The organism is Jiangella sp. DSM 45060 (assembly GCF_900105175.1).
Classification (GTDB): domain Bacteria; phylum Actinomycetota; class Actinomycetes; order Jiangellales; family Jiangellaceae; genus Jiangella.
On sequence record NZ_LT629771.1, the window covers coordinates 5,947,024 to 5,965,881 of the forward strand.

Consider the following 18,858-nt stretch of genomic DNA (forward strand, 5'->3'; position numbering starts at 1 on the left):
ATCGCCGCCGGCACCCCCTAGATTGGGCCCTACGGAACACTTGGGGGGTGGGCCGTGACCAGCGAGTCGTCGGTGATGCTGACGGTGGTCCTCGCGGTCGCCGTGCTGGCGCCGATCATCGCCGACCAGCTGTCCCGCGTGGTCATGGTGCCGTCGGTCGTCCTGCAGATCGGGCTCGGCATCCTCATCGGGCCGGCGGTGCTGGACTGGGTACGCCCGACCGGGCTCGTCGACGCGCTGTCCGATCTCGGGCTGGCGTTCCTCATGCTGCTCGCCGGTTATGAGCTGAAGTACGCGCGCATCCGCGGTGCGCCGCTCGGGGCGGCGGCATCAGCCTGGCTCGTCTCATTGGCGCTCGGCATCGGGGTGGGGCTGCTGATCGCCGGCGGCGACGGCGGGCTGGTGGTCGGGCTGGCCCTGACGACGACGACGCTCGGCGTCGTCCTGCCGGTGCTGCGTGACCGCGGACTGCTGGACACCGACTTCGGGACCCGGTTCATGGCCGTGGGCGCAACCGGCGAGTTCCTGCCGATCGTCGCGATCGCCTTCGCGCTGAGCGGTGAGCGCCCCGCACACACGACGGCGGTTCTGGTGGTGTTCGCGCTGGTCGCGGCCGGTGCGGCTGCGCTCGCCCGGCGCCCGCGGCATCCGGCCGTGGCCCGGCTGGTCACGATGACGCTCGGGACCAGCGCCCAAGTGGCGGTGCGGTTCTGCGTGTTCGTCTCTGTCGCGATGGTGGCGCTCGCGGAGAGCCTCGACCTCGACCCCGTGTTGGGCGCGTTCGCGTCCGGCGTCGTGATCCACCTCTTCCTGGACACCGGCGTCCCCCGCGAGTCCGATGAGGTGCTGGCGCGGCTCGAGGGCATCGGGTTCGGTTTCCTCATCCCGATCTTCTTCATCGTCAGCGGCGCGCGCTTCGACGTCGACGCCCTGGCAGACCCGTCGACGCTGGCGTTGATGCCGGTGTTCCTCGTGCTCTTCCTGGCGGTGCGCGGTGGCCCGGTGGGTCTACTGCAGGTCCAGACCCTGGGCGCTCGCTCCGCGACGGCGGCGGGGCTGCTGGCGGCGACCGCCCTGCCACTGCTCGTGGTCATCACGCAGATCGCGCAGGACGAGGGGGTCTTGTCGTCCGGCACGTCCAGCGCGCTCGTGGGCGCCGGAATGCTGTCGGTGCTGGTCCTGCCGGCGATCGCGCTGCGACTCGTCAGCCCATCACAGGAGCCGCGGCGCGGCTGAGCTCGAGGGATCAGCCGAGCAGCAGCGCGGTGGCGACGGCGGCCAGGCCCTCGCCGCGGCCGGTGAGGCCGAGGCCGTCGGTGGTGGTGCCGCTGACGCTGACCGGCGCGCCGATGGCGTCGGACAGCACGGCCCCGGCCTCGTCGCGGCGGCTGCCGACGCGCGGGCGGACGCCGATGACCTGGACCGACGCGTTGGCGATGGTGAACGACGCGGCCCGCACCAGCCGGGCGGTCTCGGTCAGCAGCGCGACGCCGGAGGCGCCGGCCCACTCGGGGCGGTCGGTGCCGAAGACGGCGCCGAGGTCGCCCAGGCCGGCGGCGGACAGCAGGGCGTCGCAGACGGCGTGCGCCGCGACGTCGCCGTCGGAGTGGCCGACCGGGCCAGCCGGCTCGTCCGGCCAGTGCAGCCCGGCCACCCAGCACGGACGGCCGGGCTCGATGCGGTGGACGTCGACGCCCAGCCCGACCCGGGTCATACGGTGGCCGCCCGCCGTGCGAGCACCGCCGCGGCGAGCAGGAGGTCCTGCGGCCGGGTCACCTTGAACGCGTCGGCATGCCCCGCGACGACGTGCACGGGCAGCCCGAGACGCTCGACCAGCACGCCGTCGTCGGGCGCGTCGACGTCGCCGCGTTCGACGGCGGCCGCGTGCGCCCGCTCGAGGACGCCGCGGCCGAACCCCTGCGGCGTCTGGACGGCACGCAGCGCGGCGCGGTCGGGCGTCGCCGTGACCAGACCCGCGGCGTCGACCACTTTCAGGGTGTCGACCACCGGCAGGCCCGGGATGACGGCGTTGTGCCCGGCCAGGACGTCGGCGGCGACGGCGTCGAACAGCTCGGGCGGCGCCAGGCAGCGGGCGGCGTCGTGCACCAGCACGGCTTCGGTGTCAGCGGGCAGCGCCGCCAGTCCGTTCGCGACCGAGTGCTGCCGCGTCGACCCGCCCGGGACGACGGCGGCCGCACCGGCCAGCGCGGGGTCGTCCTCCATGCCGTCGGGCGCCACCACGACGACGTGCGTCACTCGCGCGGCGGCGGAGGCGGCCCGCAGCGCATGCCAGACCAGGGGACGTCCGCCGATGTCGACGAACGCCTTCGGGCGACCTTCACCCAGTCGCTCGCCACGACCGGCGGCGACCACGATGCACGCAACGCTCACGACGGGATCATGCCCCGTTCGACGCGCGTGTGTCAGCCTGCAAGGACCTCGTCGAGCAGCGTCTCGGCCTTGTCCTCATTGGTGTTCTCGGCCAGGGCCAGTTCGGAGACGAGCACCTGACGGGCCTTGGCCAGCATGCGCTTCTCGCCCGCGGACAGGCCGCGGTCGCGCTCGCGCCGCCAGAGATCGCGGACGACCTCGGCGACCTTGATGACGTCGCCGGACGCCAGCTTCTCGAGATTCGCCTTGTACCGGCGCGACCAGTTGGTGGGCTCTTCGGTGTGCGGCATGCGCAGCACCTCGAAGACGCGATCGAGCCCTTCCTGGTTGACGACGTCGCGCACGCCGACGAGGTCGACGTTGTCCGCCGGAACGCGAACGGTCAGGTCGCCTTGCGTGACCTTGAGGACGAGGTACTGGCGTTCCTCTCCTTTGATGACGCGGGACTCGATCGCCTCGATGAGCGCGGCCCCGTGATGGGGGTAGACAACCGTTTCGCCGACCTTGAAAGTCATGTGTTCCTGTCCCCTTTCCCCCACCGATGATAGCACGATTTTCACGACCCGGATAAGCGTTTGTGCTGGTCAGCGCCAGTGATGGGGGTTGACAAAAGCCCATTCGGCGTGCTGCGGTCACTCGTCATACGCGGCCGGGAGCCGATCCGGAGTGTCCGTTTAGCCCCTTTCCAAGGTCGTCGATCTTGCCGTCCCACCAGGTAGGAGCGGGTGCCGGTGACCGGCCGCCCGGACGACGCCGGTACTGTGGTCCGCGGTCTGTCCACTGTGAGCGCGCTTTCCGAGGAGCACGTGGTGAAGGTTGCTGTCCGGCGTCTGGTTCTCGTCGCCGCCCCCGTCCTGATGCTGGGCGCGGCCGGCTGCAGCATCCACGAACAGACCCAGCGGTGGTACTCGGCCGACAACGGCATCAACGCCGAGGCCGGCGACATCGGCCTGCGCAACGTCCAGGTCGTCTCCGACGGCGACGGCACGGCCACCGTCATCGCCACCCTCACCAACCGCGGCGACAGCGACGACGAGCTGGCCGAGGTCCTCATCGGCGACGTCCCCGCCGACATCGCCGACGGCCCGCTCGAGCTCCCGGTCAGCGGCGTCGCCGACCTCGGCCCCGACGCCGACCGCGTCGACGGCTTCGACGTCGAGGCCGTCCCCGGCTACACCGTCTCGGTCGAGTTCCGCTTCGAGAACGCGCCGCGCACCACCGTCCAGGCGCTGGTCCGCCCCGCCGAGGGCACCTACGCCGAGGCGCTGCCGGCCGTGCCGACGCCCCAAGTGGAAGAGCCGGCGGAAGAGCCGACGGGCGGGCCCACGGAGACGCCGGGCGACCTGCCGACGGAAGAGCCCACCGGCACCGCGACGCCGTAAGGGCGCCGTCACACCGGGCGCCGGTTCCGCGCACCGGTTTATGCAACGGATCGCTTGCACAAGCGATCCGTTGAACCTAGGCTCGGCGGCATGTCTACCGCCATCGACGACGACCTCGACGCCGCCTTCGCCGCCCTCGGCGACCCCACCCGCCGGGCCATCGTCGCCCGGCTGGCCCGCGGCGAGGCGACGGTCACCGAGCTGGCCGAGCCGTTCGACCTCACCCACCAGGCCGTCTCCCGCCACGTCGGCATCCTGCGGCGCTGCGGACTGATCCAGCAGCGGGTCGACGGGCAGCGGCGGCCGTGCACGCTGCAGGCCGAGCGGCTGCAGGAGCTGGCCGGCTGGATCGCCGAGCAGCAGCGCGAGTGGGCGTCGCGGCTCGACCGGCTCGAGGACCACCTGGCCCGGGTGCGGCAACCGTGACGACGCATGCCCGCCTCGACGGCGACCAGCTGATCGCCACCCGCCACCTCGACGCCGAACCGGCGCTGGTGTGGGCCGCGTTCACCACGCCGGAGCACCTGGCCGCGTTCTGGGGCGGCGACCACGCCACCGTCCCGCCCGGATCGGTCACCGTCGACCTGCGCGCCGGCGGCTGGTTCGAGCTGGAGACCCGCGGCCCCGACGGCTCCGGCCGCCGGCTGCGGTTCCGCTACGACGTCGTCGAGCCGCCGCAGCTGCTGGTGCTGACCGAGCCGCACAGCGGCATCACGACCGAGATCCGTCTCACGCCGTCCGGCGCCGGCACCACCGTCGTCGTGCACCAGCGGCGGCTGCCACCGGAGCTGCGCACCGAGCAGGCCCGCGCCGGGCTGGCCGGCATCCTCGACCGCCTCGCCACCGTCCTGACCCACCCAGGGAGCACCCGATGACCACCCGAGAGCAGCTCGTCCACCGCTACATGGACGGCTTCCGCCGCAGCGACCACGTGTCGATCCTCGCCTGCCTCACCGACGACGTCGTCTGGCACGTGCACGGCTGGCGCACCACGCACGGCAAGGCGGAGTTCGACGACGAGATCGAGAACCCGGCGTTCGAGGGCAGCCCCACGCTGACCGTCGAGCGGACGGTCGACGCCGGCGACGTCGTGGTCGTGACCGGCACCGGCACCGGACGGCACCGCGAGCACGGCCCGTTCCGGTTCGTCTACAGCGATCTCTTCACGTTCCGCGACGACCTGATCGCCCAGGTCGACTCCTACGTCGTGCCCGTGAACTAGGCCTCGAGCTTGTAGCCGAGGCCGCGCACCGTCAGCAGGTAGGTCGGCGCCGCCGGGTCGGGCTCGATCTTCGCCCGCAGCCGCTTCACGTGCACGTCCAGCGTCTTGGTGTCGCCCACGTAGTCGGCGCCCCAGATGCGGTCGATCAGCTGGGCCCGGGTGAGCACCCGCCCGGCGTTGCGCAGCAGCAGCTCGAGCAGTTCGAACTCCTTCAGCGGCAGCCGGACGGAGCTGCCGTTGACGGTGACGACGTGGCGGTCGACGTCCATGCGAACCGGGCCGGCGCCCAGGATCGCCTGGCTGGCCTCGGTGGGCTCGGTGCCGCGGCGCAGCACCGCCCGGATGCGCGCGACCAGCTCGCGCGAGGAGAACGGCTTGGTGACGTAGTCGTCGGCGCCCAGCTCGAGGCCGACGACCTTGTCGACCTCGGAGTCCTTGGCGGTCAGCATGATGACCGGGACGTTCGAGCGCTGCCGCAGCTGGCGGCACACCTCGGTCCCGGACAGGCCCGGCAGCATGAGGTCGAGCAGGACCAGGTCGGCCCCGCCCCGGTCGAACTCGTCGAGGGCGTCGTCGCCGGTCACGGAGACGGCGACCTCGAACCCCTCCTTCCGGAGCATGTACGACAGGGCGTCGCTGAACGAATCCTCATCCTCGACGACGAGCACGCGGGTCACGGCGTCTCCTTACCAACTGGCGTCTCGAACGCGGACGGTTGCCCGGTTCGGTGCGGGTGCAGCGGCAGTCGCAGGGTGAAGGTGGACCCTGCTCCCTGCACGCTCCACACGCCTACCTCGCCGCCGTGGCTGGCGGCGATGTGCTTGACGATGGACAGTCCCAGGCCGGTGCCCCCGGTGGCTCTGGAACGGGCCGGATCGACGCGATAGAACCGCTCGAAGATGCGGTCCAGCTCGCTCTCGGCGATGCCGAACCCCTGGTCGGTGACGCTGACCTCGACGAGGTCGTCGCGGCGGCGGACACCGACCGCGACCCGGGTGTTGGGCGGGCTGTAGTTCACCGCGTTCTCGACCAGGTTGCCCAGCGCGATGACCAGCTGCTCGACGTTGCCCAGCACCTGCAGCCCCGGCGTGCCGCCGGAGGTGAGCCGGATCTTGTTCTTCTCGGCCTCGACCCGGCTCCGGTCGAGGGCCGCCTCGACGACGCTGTCGACGTCGACCGACTGGGGCGACGCGACGGGGTCGTCGTACTGCAGCCGGGAGAGGTCGATGATCTCCTGCACCAGCCGGGTGAGCCGGGCGCCCTCACGCTGCATGCGCTCGGCGAAGCGCTGCACGGCCTCGGGGTCGTCCTTGGCGTCCTCGACCGCCTCGGCGAGCAGCAGCAGCGCGCCGACGGGCGTCTTCAGCTCGTGCGACACGTTGGCGACGAAGTCGCGGCGGACCTCGTCGACCCGGATCTCGTGGGTGCGGTCCTCGACCAGCGCCAGCAGGAGCTTGCTGTTGAGCGGCGCGACGCGCGCCGACACGTACAGCGTCTGGGTGGTGTCGCGCGAGCGCGGGATCTCCAGCTGCACCTCGCGGATCTGGCCGTCGCGGCGGACCCGCTCGGTCAGCTCGACCAGCTCGGGCACGGCCACGCGATCGTGGCGGACCAGCCCGAACGCGTACGCCGACGGGCTGGCCTTCACGACGTCGAGCGCGCTGTCGAGAACGATGGCGCTGGAGCGCAGCACCGACAGCACCTCGTCGACGCCCTCGGGGACGCGGGAGGTACGCGGCGGCTCAGGCGGGTGCTGCGCACGCTCGCTGGCCTTGAACGCCAAACCCGCCGCGAGGCCGACCGCTGCGCCGACACACGCGGCCAGCGCTCCGGCTGTCACGGCATCCACATCCACCGATGGTATGTGCCACAGCGGAGTTCATCTCCACTTCAAGACACTTCACGCCGCAGTTTCGGTCCCTTGTTCACCGAGACTTCGCGGCCCATTCACCTGGCCGCCCTGGGCGTCCACCTCGTGCACCTAGGCTGATCAGACAGGAGCAACCTGCCTACCCACAGGATGACAGGGATGACGAAGCCAATGCGCGAGGCGTACCACGAGCAGCTCGACGAGGTCAACGGCCGGCTGATCGGGATGATCCGCAAGACCGGTGAGCTCATGGGGCTGGCCACCAAGGCGCTGCTCGAGGCCGACCTCGACGCCGCCGAGCAGGCCATGGCGTCCGATTCCAGCATCAACCGCGACCAGCTCGAGATCGACGAACAGGTCCTGGAGCTGATGGCCACCCAGGGCCCGGTCGCGTCCGAGCTGCGCATCGTCACGTCCGCCCTGCGCAGCACGTCCGACGCCGAGCGCATGGGCGACCTCGCCGTCCACGTCGCCAAGGTCGCGCGCATGCGCTACCCCGACCACGCCGTGCCCGAGGAGCTGCGGGCCACCTTCGCCGCCATGGGCAAGGCCGCCTGCGAGATGTCGACCAAGGCCACCGAGGTGCTGCGCACCCGCGACCTCGACGCCGCCGCGGAGCTGGCGCAGGACGACAACGAGATGGACCATCTGCACCGCTCGCTGTTCCACGAGATCCTCGACGACGACTGGAACCGCGGCGTCGAGGCGGCCATCGACATCGCGCTGCTGGGCCGCTACTACGAGCGCTTCGCCGACCACGCCGTGCACATCGCCACGAACGTCCGCTACCTCGTCACCGGCGAGATCGAGTGGGCCGACAGCGGCGCCGGCCACTGACCTCCGGCGTCTAGGAGGTCAGGGCGTCGCGGAGCCACTGCTCGACCCCGGCGACGTGGACGGTGGCCCAGGAGCGGGCGACGTCGGGTTGGCGCGACCGGATGGCCTGGACGATGGCCCGGTGCTCGGCGAGCGTGCGGGCCACCGCGTCCTCCTGGGTCAGGCCACGCCAGACCCGGGCCCGGTGGGTGGGCCCGGACAGGCTCTCGACCAGCGAGCACAGCACCGGGTTGCCGGAGCCCTCGGCGATCAGCCGGTGGAACTCCAGATCGCTCGCGACCAGCTCCTCGACGCCGGTGGCGGGGTCGAGCGGCGCCATGATCTCGTCGAGCTTCGCGATGGCGTCGTCGCTCATGCGCACCGCCGCCATGGCCGCGGCGGCCGGCTCGATGACGCGGCGCACCTCGAGGAAGTGCAGCACGGTGTCGTCGCGGTGGAAGTCGACGACGAACGCCATGGCGTCGAGCAGCAGGTGGGGCGACAGGCTCGTGACGTAGGTGCCGTCGCCCTGCCGCACGTCGAGCACGTGGATCAGCGACAGCGCGCGCACCGCCTCGCGCAGCGAACTGCGCGACAGGCCGAGCCGCTCGGCGAGGTCGGCTTCGCGCGGCAGCCGGTCACCGGGGCTCAGCTCCCCGCTGACGATCATCTGCTTGATCTTCTCGATGGCGACGTCTGTCACTGCCATGCCGACACGTTCCCCCTTGACACCTGGTCGGACTATACGCGGCAGAAGGGCGCCACCAGGACCTGCCTGGTGACGCCCTTCGGACGGGTGGGTGACGGGGTCAGCGGCCCTGGTTCTTGACCGCCTCGATGGCCGCCGCGGCGGCGTCGGGGTCGAGGTACTCGCCGCCCGCGGTGACCGGGCGCAACGACTCGTCCAGGTCGTACACCAGCGGCACGCCGGTGGGGATGTTCAGCCCGGCGATGGCGTCGTCGGAGATGCCGTCGAGGTGCTTGACCAGCGCGCGCAGCGAGTTGCCGTGCGCGACGACGGCGACCGTCTGGCCGCGGCGGAGGTCGGGCACGATGGCGTCGTACCAGTACGGCAGGAACCGCTCGAGCACGTCCTTCAGGCACTCGGTGGCCGGCAGCAGCTCGGGCGGGAGGTCGGCGTAGCGCGGCTCACCGGTCTGCGCGAACTCGTCGCCCGGGTCGATGGCCGGCGGCGGGGTGTCGTAGGAGCGCCGCCAGAGCATGAACTGCTCCTCGCCGAACTCGGCCAGCGTCTGCTTCTTGTCCTTGCCCTGCAGCGCGCCGTAGTGGCGCTCGTTCAGTCGCCAGTGCCGGCGCACCGGGATCCAGTGCCGGTCGGCGACGTCGAGGGTGATGTTGGCGGTGCGGATGGCCCTGCGCAGCACGCTGGTGTGCAGGACGTCGGGCAGGACGTCGCGCGCCTTCAGCAGCTCGCCGCCGCGCCGGGCCTCGGCCTCGCCCTTCGCGGTGAGGTCGACGTCGACCCAGCCGGTGAACAGGTTCTTCGCGTTCCACTCGCTCTCGCCGTGACGGAGCAGCACCAGGCGATACGTCATGGGCGTCAGCTTACGGGGCGGGCCTGAGGTGCTCGAACGCGGCCAGGTTGCGCGTTGACTCGCCGCGCGCCAGCCGCCACTCCCATTCGCGCCGGATGGACGACGCGAAGCCCAGCTCGAGGATGGTGTTGAAGGAGGAGTCGGCGGTGCCGAGCACGATGCCGAGCAGGCGGTCGACCTCGTCGGCGGTGACGGCGTGCAGCGGCAGCCGGCCGACGAGGTACACGTCGCCGGCGTGGTCGACGGCGAACGCGATGCCGGACAGCCGAGCGTTGCGCTCGAGCAGCCAGCGGTAGACGCCCTCGTGGTTCTCGTCGGGCCTGCGGGCGACGAACGCGTTGACGACCAGGCTGTGGTCGCGGACGGCGAGACTGCAGGACGTCTTCAGCTTGCGCTCGCCGGGCAGTTCGACGGCGAACTCGCCGGGCGCGGGCTCGTCCCACGGCTGCCCGGAGTCGCGCAGATAGGCGCGGACGACCGCGGCGGGACCGTCGTCGGTCGTCATGCCGTCATCACCTGCCGGTGCCGCATCGCTCGGGCGTAGACGTCGAGCATACGGGCCGCGGTGGCGTCCCAGCCGAACTCCGCCGCGTGTGCGACGGCGCCGATGCTCATCCGGCGCAGGCGGTCCGGGTCGCCGATCAGCCCGGCGAACGCGTCGGCCCAGTCGGCCGGGTCGTGGCCGTCGACCAGCAGCCCGGACACGTCGTGGGCGACGGCGGTGCGCAGCCCGCCCACCGCGGCCGCGACGACCGGCGTGCCGCAGGCCTGCGCCTCCAGCGCGACCAGCCCGAACGACTCGCTGTAGGACGGGACCGCGGTGACGTCGGCGGCGCGATACCAGTCCGCCAGCTCGCGCTGACCGACCGGCGGCTCGAACCGCACCACGTCGGCGACGTCGAGCCGGTCGGCCAGCCGGGTCAGCGCGTGCGGCTCGGCGAAGCCGGACCCGGACGGCCCGCCCACCACGGCGACGACCAGCCGGTCGCGCAGCGCCGGGTCGCGCGCCACGAGCAGCGACGCGGCCCGCACCAGCACGTCGGGCGCCTTGAGTGGCTGGATCCGTCCGGCGAACAGCAGCACGACGGCGTCGGCGGGCAGCCCCAGCCGGGCCCGGGCGGCGGCCGCCGGGCCGGGCGCGAACACGTCGAGGTCGACGCCCGGCGGGACGGTCGCCACCCGGGCGGGGTCGGCGCCGTACAGCTCGACCAGCTGGGCGACCTCGTCGTCGGTGCTGGCCACCAGCAGGTCGGCGGCCGCGACGACCTGCTCCTCGCCCAGCTCCCGCTCACGCGGCTCCGGCCGCTCGCCCTCGGCCAGCGACAGGTTCTTCACCTTGGACATGGTGTGCATCGAGTGCACCAGCGGGACGCCCCAGCGGCTGGTGGCCAGCCAGCCGACGTGGCCGGACAGCCAGTAGTGCGAGTGGACGAGGTCGTACCAGCCGGGCGGGCGCCGCGCCTCGGCCCGCAGCACGCCGGACGTGAACGCGCACAGCTGGGCGGGCACCTCGGCGATCGGCAGCAGCTCGTACGGCCCGGCCGCGACGTGACGCACCAGCACGCCCGGCTCGGTCTCGACCACCGGCGGCTGGCCGGACGACGTGGCCCGGGTGAAGACCTCGACCTCGACGCCGAGCGCCGCCAGCCGGCGGGCCAGCTCGACGACGTACACGTTCATGCCGCCGGCGTTGCCGCCGCCGGGCTGGTCGAGCGGTGAGGTGTGGACGCTCAGCATCATCACCCTGCGCGGTGCGCCCGTGCCCGACATCACAATCCGTGCAACCGCCTGCGCCGGTGCCCGATTCCCTGGCACAGTGCGCTCGATTGCTGCTGTTTTGACTGGATAACCGCGAATCACCCGAGAAATCCCTGTGGCCGATACCGAGTCGTGATGGAGATTGCCGCCTCCATACGGCAACCTGGTCGCGGTTTGGTGAGTCTTCAAGGGTGGGAGCGGCGTCGAGGGGACGCCGTCAAGAGGGGGAGGAACGATCGTGACGCGTGGCAGGAAGGCCGGCACGGGCGCGCTCATCGCCGTGCTCGCCGTCGCCGTGGTGTCGGCCGTGCTCATCGGCTGGAACCAGTTCGGCCGCGACGAGCCGGCGTCGGCCAGCCCGGAGCGGTCCGGCCAGACCGCGACGCCACCGGCCGAGGAGCCATCGGACACCCCGACCCCGACGGCGACACCCACCCCGACGGTCACCCCGACGCCGACTCCCACCACCACGCCCACGCCGGAGGCGCTGATGGCCACCGGCGCCAGCGGCGACCAGGTGCGCGAGCTGCAGGCCCGGCTCAAGCAGCTGGAGTGGTACGCGCCCGACATCACCGGCGAGTTCGACGAGGTCACCGCCACCGCCGTCGCCGGGTTCCAGGGCAAGCGCGAGCTGCCGGCCACCGGCGAGGTCGACCAGGCCACCTGGGACACCCTGGTCGGGATGACGCAGACGCCCACCGAGGACGAGCTGAACAACGTGCTGACGCCCGGCCCGACCATCCTCGGCCCCGGCGACACCGGCGACCAGGTCCGCGAGCTGCAGGCCCGGCTCGAGCAGATCGGCTGGTTCAGCGGCGACGTCACCGACACCTACGGCGACACCACCACCGCGTCGGTCAAGGGCTTCCAGGACAAGCGCGGCTTCCCCGCCACCGGCGAGGTCGACCAGCGCACCTGGGACAAGATCGTCGAGATGACCCGCACGCCCACCGACGACGAACTGCACAACCGCGAGCCCGAGAACAACGGCGGCGACACCGACGGCCTCGACCCGCGCTGCCTCACCGGCCGGGTGCTGTGCATCGACAAGTCGACGAACTCGCTGCGCTGGGTCGTCGACGGCGAGGTGCGCATGACCCTCGACGTCCGGTTCGGCACCGACGAGCTGCCGACCCGCGAGGGCGCGTTCCAGGTGAACTCCAAGTCGCGCGACCACGTGTCGTCGCTGTACGACACGCCGATGCCGTTCGCGATGTTCTTCAGCGGCGGCCAGGCGGTGCACTACTCGCCCGACTTCGCGGCCAACGGCTACAACGGCGGTTCGCACGGGTGCGTCAACGTCCGCGACCGCGACGCCATCGAGTCGCTGTTCGACCAGGTCAACGTCGGCGACGCCGTCATCGTCTACTGGTCCTGACTTAGCGCTGACCGACGGCGGCCGGGGGCTCCCCGGCCGCCGTCGGCGCGTCAGCGCTCGCCCGGGCGGCGCACCGCCCTCGGCCCCGGCCCGCCGGTGGGCCTGGCCGGCGGGACGTCGGCGAGCTGCCAGCTGTGCGGCGGGCTGGCGTCGTCGTGGCCTCGCGGCAGCGAGCAGGCGTCGACGGCGCGGCCACTGTCAGGCGCCGGTCCCTCGGCGACGCAGGGCAACGCCTCGGTGAGCATGACGTCGTCGGCGTACCAGAGCAGCCACCACCACGGCTGCGTGCTGACGGCGGCGTGGTCGCGCGGCTGGCCCAGCCCGATGTGCGGCAGCCGGTGGCCGGCGGCGTACTCGCACACGATGAGGTCGCCGGCCCGGGCGTCGGACTCGCCGGCGGCGCCGTTCCCACGGTGGAGGGCGAGCCGTTCGGCGTCGGAGCGCGACAGCACGATCGAGGCGGCACAGGGCGGATCCAGGCCCGCGACCGGCGGCACGCCGGCCGGCAGCGGCTCGACCTTGCACAGGTGGGCCGGGCCGCCGCCCAGCCCGACGTCGGTCTCGCTCCAGCGGGTGACCGGCCGGTAGCCCAGGCGCCGGACCAGTGCGTCCCAGCCGCGCGGGCCCGGCACGGACGGCTGGCCGCGGACCGCGTCGATCAGGGTGCCGTCGGGTCGCCTGATCTGGACGACCGGCAGCGGCCGGTCGGGCGCCAGTGCCGGGATGTGGAAGGCGGCGTAGTGCAGGCGAGGCAGCATGTCGGATCGGTCTCCGATCCCCCGGGGACGGGGTCGTGAGTACATTGCAAACAGCTAAAAGGTGTCACGAACCTCGGACAATTGCTATAGGGAGCCGTAGGGTGCGGCCGGACGCACAGGGGTGCGCGCCCGTGCGTCCTGGTGATAACCGCAGGTCGGGCACGCTCTAGATTCTGGATCCGTGGAGACCTTCGATCCGGATCCTCAGCTGCGCGGCTACGTCTTCGTGCGACTCGCGGACCATCTCCTCGCCGAGATCGCCGCGGGCCGGATCACGGTCGGCGGGCGCCTGGCCAACGAGCGCGAGATGGCGCAGACCTACGGGGTGGGCATCGGCACGGTGCGCCGGACGCTGGAGCTGCTGCGCGAGCGCGGCATCGTCGAGACGTACCCGAGCAAGGGCACCTTCGTCATCGCGGCGACGCCTGCCGACGACAGCGGCGCCGACGGGGCCGGCTGACCCCGGCGTCAGGCGCTGGCCGTCGCGAAGACCACCAGGTTGTCGACGTAGTGGCCGGTGGACTCGTCGAACGTGTGGCAGGTGATCAGCCGCAGCTGGCGGTCCGGCACCGGGCCGTAGACCTCGTCGGACGGGAAGTCGGCCTGGGGCACCGTGCGGCTGCCGTCCACCACGAACTCAGCGACGGCGCCGGAGCTGAGCTCCACCTCGATCCGGTCGCCCGGACGCAGCCGCGACAGCGCGGCGAAGACGGCCGGACCGTCCGGCGAGTCGACGTGGCCGGCGAGGACCGCCGGGCCGGGCGCGCCGGGCACCGGGCCGCCGGCGAACCAGCCCGCCGACTGCCAGTCCTCCGGCGCGGCCAGCCGTCCGTCGTCGCCGCGGTGCAGGGTCTCCAGCGCGCTGTCGACGCCTATCGCCGGGATCCGCACCCGCACCGGCGCCGTGTGGTCGACGGGGATCGGACGCGGCCCGGTGGTCCCGGCCGGCGTGGTGACGTCCGGCGGGGCCGCCGCGGGCGACCCGGCCGTGGGCCCGCGGCCCGCAGCCGGCTCCGTCCGGTCCGCGACGGGCTCCGTCCCGTCCGTGCACCCGCCGAGACCGGCGGCGACGACGGCCGCCACGACCAGCGCCGCCGCCGCTCGGCTCATGCCACTCGTCGGCGGCGCGCCAGCACCCCGGTGACGACGGCCAGCCCAGCCGCCAGCACCACCGCGCCGAGCGGCGCCGTCCAGCCCGGGGAGGTGTCGAGCCCGCGGCCGCCGGTCTGCACGCCGCCGGCCGGGGCGTCCGGCGTGCCGGTGCTGTCCACGACCCCGACGACGCTCAGCGCGCCGTCCACGTCGAGGACGAAGAGCGTGTTGACGGTGCCGGCGGCGAGGTCGACGGAGGTACTCCCGGTGCCGGCGTCACTGCTGAGGTCGAGCGTCCAGCGGCCGCCCGGCACCTCGCTGTAGCCGGTCGCCGTCCCGAAGGCGGCGTCGTCGGCTAGGACCGTGCCGGTGTCGGTCGTGACGGTGACCGACGGCGACGAGACGGCGGCCGAGATCAGCCGCACGCGCGCCTGGCCCGCCGCCGGCGCCGTCAGGTCGTCGACGAGGATGCGGCCGGACAGCTCGGCGTTCAGGCCTACCGCGGCGACGGTGATCGCGACCCCGTCCTCGATCTCCACCGCCGCCGTGATGACCGGCTCGGAGTCCGCCGGCGCGCCGGCCGGGCGCATCGCCGCGGTGTAGGTGCCGGCGGGCAGCCGCGCGTAGCCGGACACGTCGCCGTAGCCGACGTCCTGCAGTTCCAGCACGGACTCGCCGTCGAGGCCGGTCAGGCTGACGTCGACCTCCGGGGTGTCCGGTGACAGGTGCGCCAGCCGGGCCCAGCCCGCGGCCGCCGGTTCCTCGCTCCCCTGGGCGCCGGCGGCGGTGCCGGCGGCCAGGGCGACGACTCCCACGGCCGTGGCCAGGGACCTGACGATGCGTTTCATGGGCTCTCCTCGGGATGCGGTGGGTCGGGGAGCAGACCGCGCGGTGCGGTCAGCGAGTACGTGGCGGTGACGGTGGTCCCGTCGGTGTCGACCTGCGACGGCGTGAACGGCGCCGGCTGCCCGAGCAGCCAGAGCGCCAGCCGGGCCGCCTCGTCCTCCGTCGGCAGGCCGGTGAGCACGAGCCGGCGACGCACCCCGGCGTCCTCGCCCGGCAGCGCGGGCAGCGACACGCCCAGCTCGTGGGTGCCGGACAGCTTGCCCAGGACGATCACCAGCCGCGGGTCGACCCGCCCGGCCGCCGCGACGGCGCGCGCGGCGGCGTCGAAGGTCAGGGCGTCGTTGCGCAGCAGCTGGCCGGTCGCGTACCGGACCGTGTGCCGGTCACCCGCGGCGACCGCCTCGGCGACGTCGCGGCCGAGCGGGTGGACCGCCCGGATCTCCACCCGGCCGTCGCCCTGCCCGAACGCCGCGACGACGGTCGACTCGGCCAGCGCGGACCTGATGTCAGCCCGGTCGGCGTCGTCGTCGCGCAGTGCCGCGGTCCACACGACGTAGTCGTAGTGGGTCCAGCCGGGCGGGCGCGGGTCGAACGGGCCGTCCTCCTGGACGTCGTCGTCCTCCTGGACGTCGTCGTCCTCCCGCGCGGCGGCGTCCGGGAAGCTGGTGAACGGCACCAGCCCGGCCGCCGCGAACCCGGACCGCAGCAGGTCCGCCCGCAGCGTCTGGTCGACCACCAGCCGGCCGTCGCGCGGCACGTTCGCCGTCAGCCAGCGCTCGGCCTGGGCGACCGGCGCGACCGGGTCGTCCCGCAGCAGCGGGCGCAGCTCGCCCGGCCAGGTCGCCGTCACCGCGACGACCAGCGCGGCCGCCGCGGTCGTCGTCATGATGGCCAGCGGCGTCGCCTCCGGCCGCCCGCGCACCGCCAGCAGCCGGACGACCAGCCGGTGCGCCGTCGCGGGCACCAGCAGGGCGGCCAGCGGGACCGCCGCGACCGGCAGCACGACCGGCACCGGCCCGCCCGGCACGACGATCAGCAGCGCCAGCGTGATCAGCGCGGCCGCCGTCGGCCGCAGGGCCGGAAACAGCAGCGCTGCGCCCGCCGCGACCGGCCCGATCGCCACCAGGACCGGATCCAACGCCCACCACCGCTCCGGCGCCGCACTGCCCAGGTCGTCCAGCGTCGCGAGCACGTACCCGTAGGCGCCGGCGCTGGCCGCGGCGGCCACCCCGGTCAGCGCGAGCCGCCACCGTCGCGCCGTCACCTGCTGCCACATCGTCCACACGACGAACGGCGCCACGACGACGAACGTGGGCTGCGTCAGCGCCGCCAGCAGCACCGCGACCCCGGCCGCCGGGAACGCGACGGGCCGACCTCGCCGCGCCGTCGCCAGGACGAACGCGAGCAGCATCCACAGCACGGCGACGTTCTCGGCCAGCACCAGCCGGTGCAGGTGCAGCGCCAGCGGCGACGCCGCGAAGATCACGACGGCGACCGCGGCGGCCGGCCGGGCCACCCCCAGGCGCCGGGCCAGCGCCCACATCAGGACGGCGCCGAGCAGCAGCACGACCAGCAGCGCCTCCCGCCCACCCCCCACCACGTGCGTCGCCCGGTCCAGCGCGCCGGCCGGCCCGGTCCACGCCGCCAGCTGGGCCGCGGCGACGCCGTTGGCGCCGTCGGTCACCTGGGCCATCAGGTCGCCCTCGGCCTCGGTGAACGCGGGCGAGCGGGTCATGCCGGCGGCGTGCACGAAGCCGGCCAGCGTCAGCAGCGGCGCCAGCCAGGCGAGGTCCGGGCCGTGCCTGCGGAACCAGCCGCGCACCCGGCGCGGCCGCGGCGGCCTCGGCTGCACCGGAATCGGCAGCCGCAGGTCGTCGAGGTCCGGCGGCAGCGCGGGCAGGGTCGTCACGGTGTCGCGCAACGCCGACGCCTCCCCCCGAGGTGTCGCACAGACCTGCGCGCCGGCCCATGGCGCGGCGATGCCACGCCATGATCGCCAGGCAGGTCAGGCTCGCGGTTCCTGACCAGAAAGTCTTCGGCGGGAGTGTATACCTGAATGTGACTATGTGAGGCGAAATGTGGTGATTGGGTTCCGCGGTTGGCGGTGCGGGCCCTGTCAGTGCTCCGCTGGTCCGCCGGCAGGCCGCGCCGCTGGTCCGCCGGTGGGCCGCGCCGCTGGTTCCCCGGCGGGCCGCGCCGCGGGTACGCCGGTGGGCCGCGCCGCGGGTACGCCGGTGGGCCGCGCCGCAAGCGTTCGCCCGTGTGCACGTCGTCGCGGGCCACAGCGACCAGCGCCGCGCGAGTCTGTCGGTGCCCGCCCGTAGGGTGGGCACCCTCCCTAGAGGGGCGGGTCATACCTACCTCGCGCTGAGCAGCAACCGCACCACTGCCCTGCACTACAGCCACGCCCGCCGCCCGGCACGACTACCGCCGGGCACCGCCGTGCTACGCCCGCCGCCCGGCGCCACCGCTGCCCCGCACACCGCCGCCCCGCACCACCGCCCGCCGCCGACGCCGGGCGCGCTTGCAGCGCCGCGCGAGTCTGTCGGTACCCGCCCGTAGGGTGGGCACCCTCCCTAGATGTGATGTCCAGGGAGGTTGGTCAGCCGGGTGATCGGTGGCTGGCCTCCGATGGCGGAGTGGGGGCGGTGGTGATTATAGAAGTGCAGCCAGCCGGGCAGGGCTGTGTTGCGCTGGTCGGTTGACTCGTAGAGGCGTGCGTAGGCCCAGCCGTCGGCCAGGGTGCGGTGGAATCTCTCGATTTTGCCGTTGGTCTGCGGCCGGTAGGGCCGGGTCCGTTTGTGGACGATGCCGAGGTCGGTGCAGGCGTCGCGCCAGGCGTGGGAGCGGTAGCAGCTGCCGTTGTCGGACAGCACCCGTTCAACGGTGATGTCGTGGTCGGCGAACCAGGCCACCGCGCGGTGCAGCACGCCGATCGCGGTGGTGGCTTTCTCGTCGGTGCAGATCTCGGCGTAGGCGACGCGGGAGTGGTCGTCGACGACGGTGTGCACGAACGCGGTGCCGGTGCGAGGGTCGTGGCGGTGGTTGCGCTGCCCGGTCCTGTTCGCCGTGGCTTCTCGGTTCTTGTCGCCTTGCTGGCGTCCGAGGAAGCGGTGCCCGCCGCCGTCGGGGATGTTGGGCGAACTTGGTCACATCGACGTGGATCATCGAGCCCGGGTGCGGGTGTTCGTAGCGGCGCAACGGTTCAGCGCTGACCCGGTCGATACGGGCAAGCCGGTTGATCCGGCACCGCACCAGCACCGCGTGCACGGTCGACGCGGGCATCCCGAGCCGGCCAGCGATCTGGACCGGACCAAGCCGATGCCGCCACCGCAGCCGCACGATCCGCCGCACCACCTCCGGCGTGGTCCTGGTCGGGCTCGAGTGCGGCCGCGAGCTACGATCGGCCATCCCCGCAGCACCTTCGCTGCGGTAGCGGTCGGCCCACTTCTTCGCGGTGCGCGCAGCGACCATGAACATCTTGGCCGCGGCGACGTAGGTCCAGCCACGATCGACGACCAGCCGAGCCAGCCGCAGACGGGCACGCGGGGTCAGAGCAGCGTTAGCGTGGGACACGAGGGCCTCCGGTCGATGAAGCGGTGAACTAGACAGCTCCACTTCACAACCGGAGGCCTTCACCTGTCAGCCAGGCTCACCAACACCGGGCGGCACAACCTCCCCGGACATCACACCTAGAGGGGCGGGCCATACCTACCTCGCGCTGAGCAGCAACCCCACTACCGCCGCCCCGCACCACCGCCCGCCGCCGCCCCCCAGCCCGCTTGCAGC

The 18,858-nt window shown here is 73.0% G+C and carries 21 protein-coding genes and 1 pseudogene; 8 read left to right on the forward strand and 14 right to left on the reverse strand.

The annotated features are described in order from the left end of the window. The first annotated feature begins 54 nt into the window (after nt 1–54). Nucleotides 55–1,236, forward strand: a complete 1,182-nt coding sequence (locus BLU82_RS26620) for a cation:proton antiporter (protein WP_197682495.1) — start codon at nt 55–57, stop codon at nt 1,234–1,236. Between the two features lie 10 nt (nt 1,237–1,246). Here the strand turns inward: BLU82_RS26620 and ispF are convergent, their stop codons facing one another. Genes ispF through BLU82_RS26635 form a run of 3 tightly spaced genes read right to left on the reverse strand, consistent with a single transcriptional unit; the run spans nt 1,247 to nt 2,906 of the window. Then, a complete protein-coding gene (gene ispF, locus BLU82_RS26625) occupies nt 1,247–1,714 on the reverse strand; it encodes a 2-C-methyl-D-erythritol 2,4-cyclodiphosphate synthase (protein WP_092623961.1) in 468 nt (155 codons plus the stop codon). Then, nucleotides 1,711–2,391 carry a 2-C-methyl-D-erythritol 4-phosphate cytidylyltransferase gene (gene ispD, locus BLU82_RS26630; protein ID WP_197682496.1) on the reverse strand — a complete coding sequence of 227 codons (681 nt, stop codon included), beginning with the start codon at nt 2,389–2,391 and terminating at the stop codon, nt 1,711–1,713. The genes ispF and ispD overlap by 4 nt, the downstream gene beginning before the upstream one ends. A gap of 32 nt (nt 2,392–2,423) precedes the next feature. Further along, nucleotides 2,424–2,906: a CarD family transcriptional regulator gene (locus BLU82_RS26635; protein ID WP_026877634.1), complete on the reverse strand. Its 483-nt coding sequence runs from the start codon at nt 2,904–2,906 to the stop codon at nt 2,424–2,426. 294 nt (nt 2,907–3,200) lie between these two features. Here BLU82_RS26635 and BLU82_RS26640 point away from each other — a divergent pair, with 294 nt between their 5' ends. From BLU82_RS26640 to BLU82_RS26655, 4 genes are all read left to right on the forward strand, one after another. After that, complete coding sequence (locus BLU82_RS26640; RefSeq protein WP_157741280.1) at nt 3,201–3,773, forward strand: hypothetical protein; 573 nt, start codon at nt 3,201–3,203, stop codon at nt 3,771–3,773. A gap of 90 nt (nt 3,774–3,863) precedes the next feature. Next, on the forward strand, nt 3,864–4,199 hold the full coding sequence (locus BLU82_RS26645) for a helix-turn-helix transcriptional regulator (RefSeq protein ID WP_092623964.1): 336 nt from the start codon (nt 3,864–3,866) through the stop codon (nt 4,197–4,199). Beyond that, nucleotides 4,196–4,648 (forward strand): SRPBCC domain-containing protein, encoded by a 453-nt coding sequence (locus tag BLU82_RS26650; RefSeq protein ID WP_092623965.1) that lies wholly within the window; start codon nt 4,196–4,198, stop codon nt 4,646–4,648. The genes BLU82_RS26645 and BLU82_RS26650 overlap by 4 nt, the downstream gene beginning before the upstream one ends. After that, the gene (locus BLU82_RS26655; RefSeq protein WP_092623966.1) at nt 4,645–4,995 is read left to right on the forward strand and encodes a nuclear transport factor 2 family protein; all 351 of its coding nucleotides are present in this window, start codon (nt 4,645–4,647) and stop codon (nt 4,993–4,995) included. Before BLU82_RS26650 ends, BLU82_RS26655 begins: the two co-directional genes overlap by 4 nt. Here the strand turns inward: BLU82_RS26655 and BLU82_RS26660 are convergent. Together BLU82_RS26660 and BLU82_RS26665 are read right to left on the reverse strand one after the other, a co-directional pair. Continuing rightward, the gene (locus BLU82_RS26660) at nt 4,992–5,672 is read right to left on the reverse strand and encodes a response regulator transcription factor (protein WP_092623967.1); all 681 of its coding nucleotides are present in this window, start codon (nt 5,670–5,672) and stop codon (nt 4,992–4,994) included. The two genes, BLU82_RS26655 and BLU82_RS26660, sit on opposite strands and share 4 nt — an antisense overlap. Further along, complete coding sequence (locus BLU82_RS26665) at nt 5,669–6,850, reverse strand: ATP-binding protein (RefSeq protein WP_069108912.1); 1,182 nt, start codon at nt 6,848–6,850, stop codon at nt 5,669–5,671. The genes BLU82_RS26660 and BLU82_RS26665 overlap by 4 nt, the downstream gene beginning before the upstream one ends. 174 nt (nt 6,851–7,024) lie before the next feature. Between BLU82_RS26665 and phoU the strand changes: the two genes are divergently transcribed. Beyond that, on the forward strand, nt 7,025–7,702 hold the full coding sequence (gene phoU / locus BLU82_RS26670; RefSeq protein ID WP_231947591.1) for a phosphate signaling complex protein PhoU: 678 nt from the start codon (nt 7,025–7,027) through the stop codon (nt 7,700–7,702). Between the two features lie 10 nt (nt 7,703–7,712). Here phoU and BLU82_RS26675 read toward each other — a convergent pair whose 3' ends face one another. The 4 genes from BLU82_RS26675 to mshA form a co-directional block, all read right to left on the reverse strand. After that, entirely contained in the window at nt 7,713–8,390 is a 678-nt protein-coding gene (locus tag BLU82_RS26675) for a FadR/GntR family transcriptional regulator (protein WP_092623969.1), read from the reverse strand. Between the two features lie 100 nt (nt 8,391–8,490). Next, a complete protein-coding gene (locus BLU82_RS26680; RefSeq protein WP_092623970.1) occupies nt 8,491–9,237 on the reverse strand; it encodes a phosphoglyceromutase in 747 nt (248 codons plus the stop codon). Nucleotides 9,238–9,247: 10 nt separating this feature from the next. Further along, on the reverse strand, nt 9,248–9,742 hold the full coding sequence (locus BLU82_RS26685; RefSeq protein ID WP_069108916.1) for a YbjN domain-containing protein: 495 nt from the start codon (nt 9,740–9,742) through the stop codon (nt 9,248–9,250). Further along, nucleotides 9,739–11,007, reverse strand: coding sequence for a D-inositol-3-phosphate glycosyltransferase (gene mshA / locus BLU82_RS26690; protein WP_092623971.1), 1,269 nt, complete (start codon nt 11,005–11,007; stop codon nt 9,739–9,741). Before mshA ends, BLU82_RS26685 begins: the two co-directional genes overlap by 4 nt. Nucleotides 11,008–11,233: 226 nt before the next feature. Here mshA and BLU82_RS26695 point away from each other — a divergent pair, with 226 nt between their 5' ends. Continuing rightward, complete coding sequence (locus BLU82_RS26695) at nt 11,234–12,373, forward strand: peptidoglycan-binding protein (RefSeq protein ID WP_197682497.1); 1,140 nt, start codon at nt 11,234–11,236, stop codon at nt 12,371–12,373. 50 nt (nt 12,374–12,423) lie between these two features. Here the strand turns inward: BLU82_RS26695 and BLU82_RS26700 are convergent, their stop codons facing one another. Continuing rightward, nucleotides 12,424–13,131 (reverse strand): hypothetical protein, encoded by a 708-nt coding sequence (locus BLU82_RS26700; RefSeq protein ID WP_092623972.1) that lies wholly within the window; start codon nt 13,129–13,131, stop codon nt 12,424–12,426. 181 nt (nt 13,132–13,312) lie between these two features. Between BLU82_RS26700 and BLU82_RS26705 the strand changes: the two genes are divergently transcribed. Next, nucleotides 13,313–13,591 (forward strand): winged helix-turn-helix domain-containing protein, encoded by a 279-nt coding sequence (locus BLU82_RS26705; protein WP_092623973.1) that lies wholly within the window; start codon nt 13,313–13,315, stop codon nt 13,589–13,591. An 8-nt stretch (nt 13,592–13,599) separates the two neighbouring features. Here the strand turns inward: BLU82_RS26705 and BLU82_RS26710 are convergent, their stop codons facing one another. The 4 genes and pseudogenes from BLU82_RS26710 to BLU82_RS26725 all read right to left on the reverse strand — a co-directional run bounded on the left by BLU82_RS26710 (nt 13,600) and on the right by BLU82_RS26725 (nt 18,645). Next, nucleotides 13,600–14,241 carry a sortase domain-bontaining protein gene (locus BLU82_RS26710; protein WP_092623974.1) on the reverse strand — a complete coding sequence of 214 codons (642 nt, stop codon included), beginning with the start codon at nt 14,239–14,241 and terminating at the stop codon, nt 13,600–13,602. After that, nucleotides 14,238–15,071, reverse strand: coding sequence for a DUF4397 domain-containing protein (locus BLU82_RS26715; protein ID WP_092623975.1), 834 nt, complete (start codon nt 15,069–15,071; stop codon nt 14,238–14,240). Before BLU82_RS26715 ends, BLU82_RS26710 begins: the two co-directional genes overlap by 4 nt. Continuing rightward, nucleotides 15,068–16,978: a hypothetical protein gene (locus BLU82_RS26720; protein ID WP_157741281.1), complete on the reverse strand. Its 1,911-nt coding sequence runs from the start codon at nt 16,976–16,978 to the stop codon at nt 15,068–15,070. The genes BLU82_RS26715 and BLU82_RS26720 overlap by 4 nt, the downstream gene beginning before the upstream one ends. A 667-nt stretch (nt 16,979–17,645) precedes the next feature. Further along, nucleotides 17,646–18,645, reverse strand: a pseudogene (locus tag BLU82_RS26725) (IS481 family transposase). Nucleotides 18,646–18,858: the final 213 nt, after the last annotated feature.

Bases quoted from the DNA above. Each gene is read 5' to 3' on its own strand.
- ispF (WP_092623961.1), bottom strand. From the start codon at position 1,714: ATGACCCGGGTCGGGCTGGGCGTCGACGTCCACCGCATCGAGCCCGGC.
- BLU82_RS26635 (WP_026877634.1), bottom strand. From the start codon at position 2,906: ATGACTTTCAAGGTCGGCGAAACGGTTGTCTACCCCCATCACGGGGCC.
- BLU82_RS26645 (WP_092623964.1), top strand. From the start codon at position 3,864: ATGTCTACCGCCATCGACGACGACCTCGACGCCGCCTTCGCCGCCCTC.
- BLU82_RS26655 (WP_092623966.1), top strand. From the start codon at position 4,645: ATGACCACCCGAGAGCAGCTCGTCCACCGCTACATGGACGGCTTCCGC.
- phoU (WP_231947591.1), top strand. From the start codon at position 7,025: ATGACGAAGCCAATGCGCGAGGCGTACCACGAGCAGCTCGACGAGGTC.
- BLU82_RS26675 (WP_092623969.1), bottom strand. From the start codon at position 8,390: ATGGCAGTGACAGACGTCGCCATCGAGAAGATCAAGCAGATGATCGTC.
- BLU82_RS26680 (WP_092623970.1), bottom strand. From the start codon at position 9,237: ATGACGTATCGCCTGGTGCTGCTCCGTCACGGCGAGAGCGAGTGGAAC.
- BLU82_RS26685 (WP_069108916.1), bottom strand. From the start codon at position 9,742: ATGACGACCGACGACGGTCCCGCCGCGGTCGTCCGCGCCTATCTGCGC.
- mshA (WP_092623971.1), bottom strand. From the start codon at position 11,007: ATGTCGGGCACGGGCGCACCGCGCAGGGTGATGATGCTGAGCGTCCAC.
- BLU82_RS26700 (WP_092623972.1), bottom strand. From the start codon at position 13,131: ATGCTGCCTCGCCTGCACTACGCCGCCTTCCACATCCCGGCACTGGCG.
- BLU82_RS26710 (WP_092623974.1), bottom strand. From the start codon at position 14,241: ATGAGCCGAGCGGCGGCGGCGCTGGTCGTGGCGGCCGTCGTCGCCGCC.
- BLU82_RS26715 (WP_092623975.1), bottom strand. From the start codon at position 15,071: ATGAAACGCATCGTCAGGTCCCTGGCCACGGCCGTGGGAGTCGTCGCC.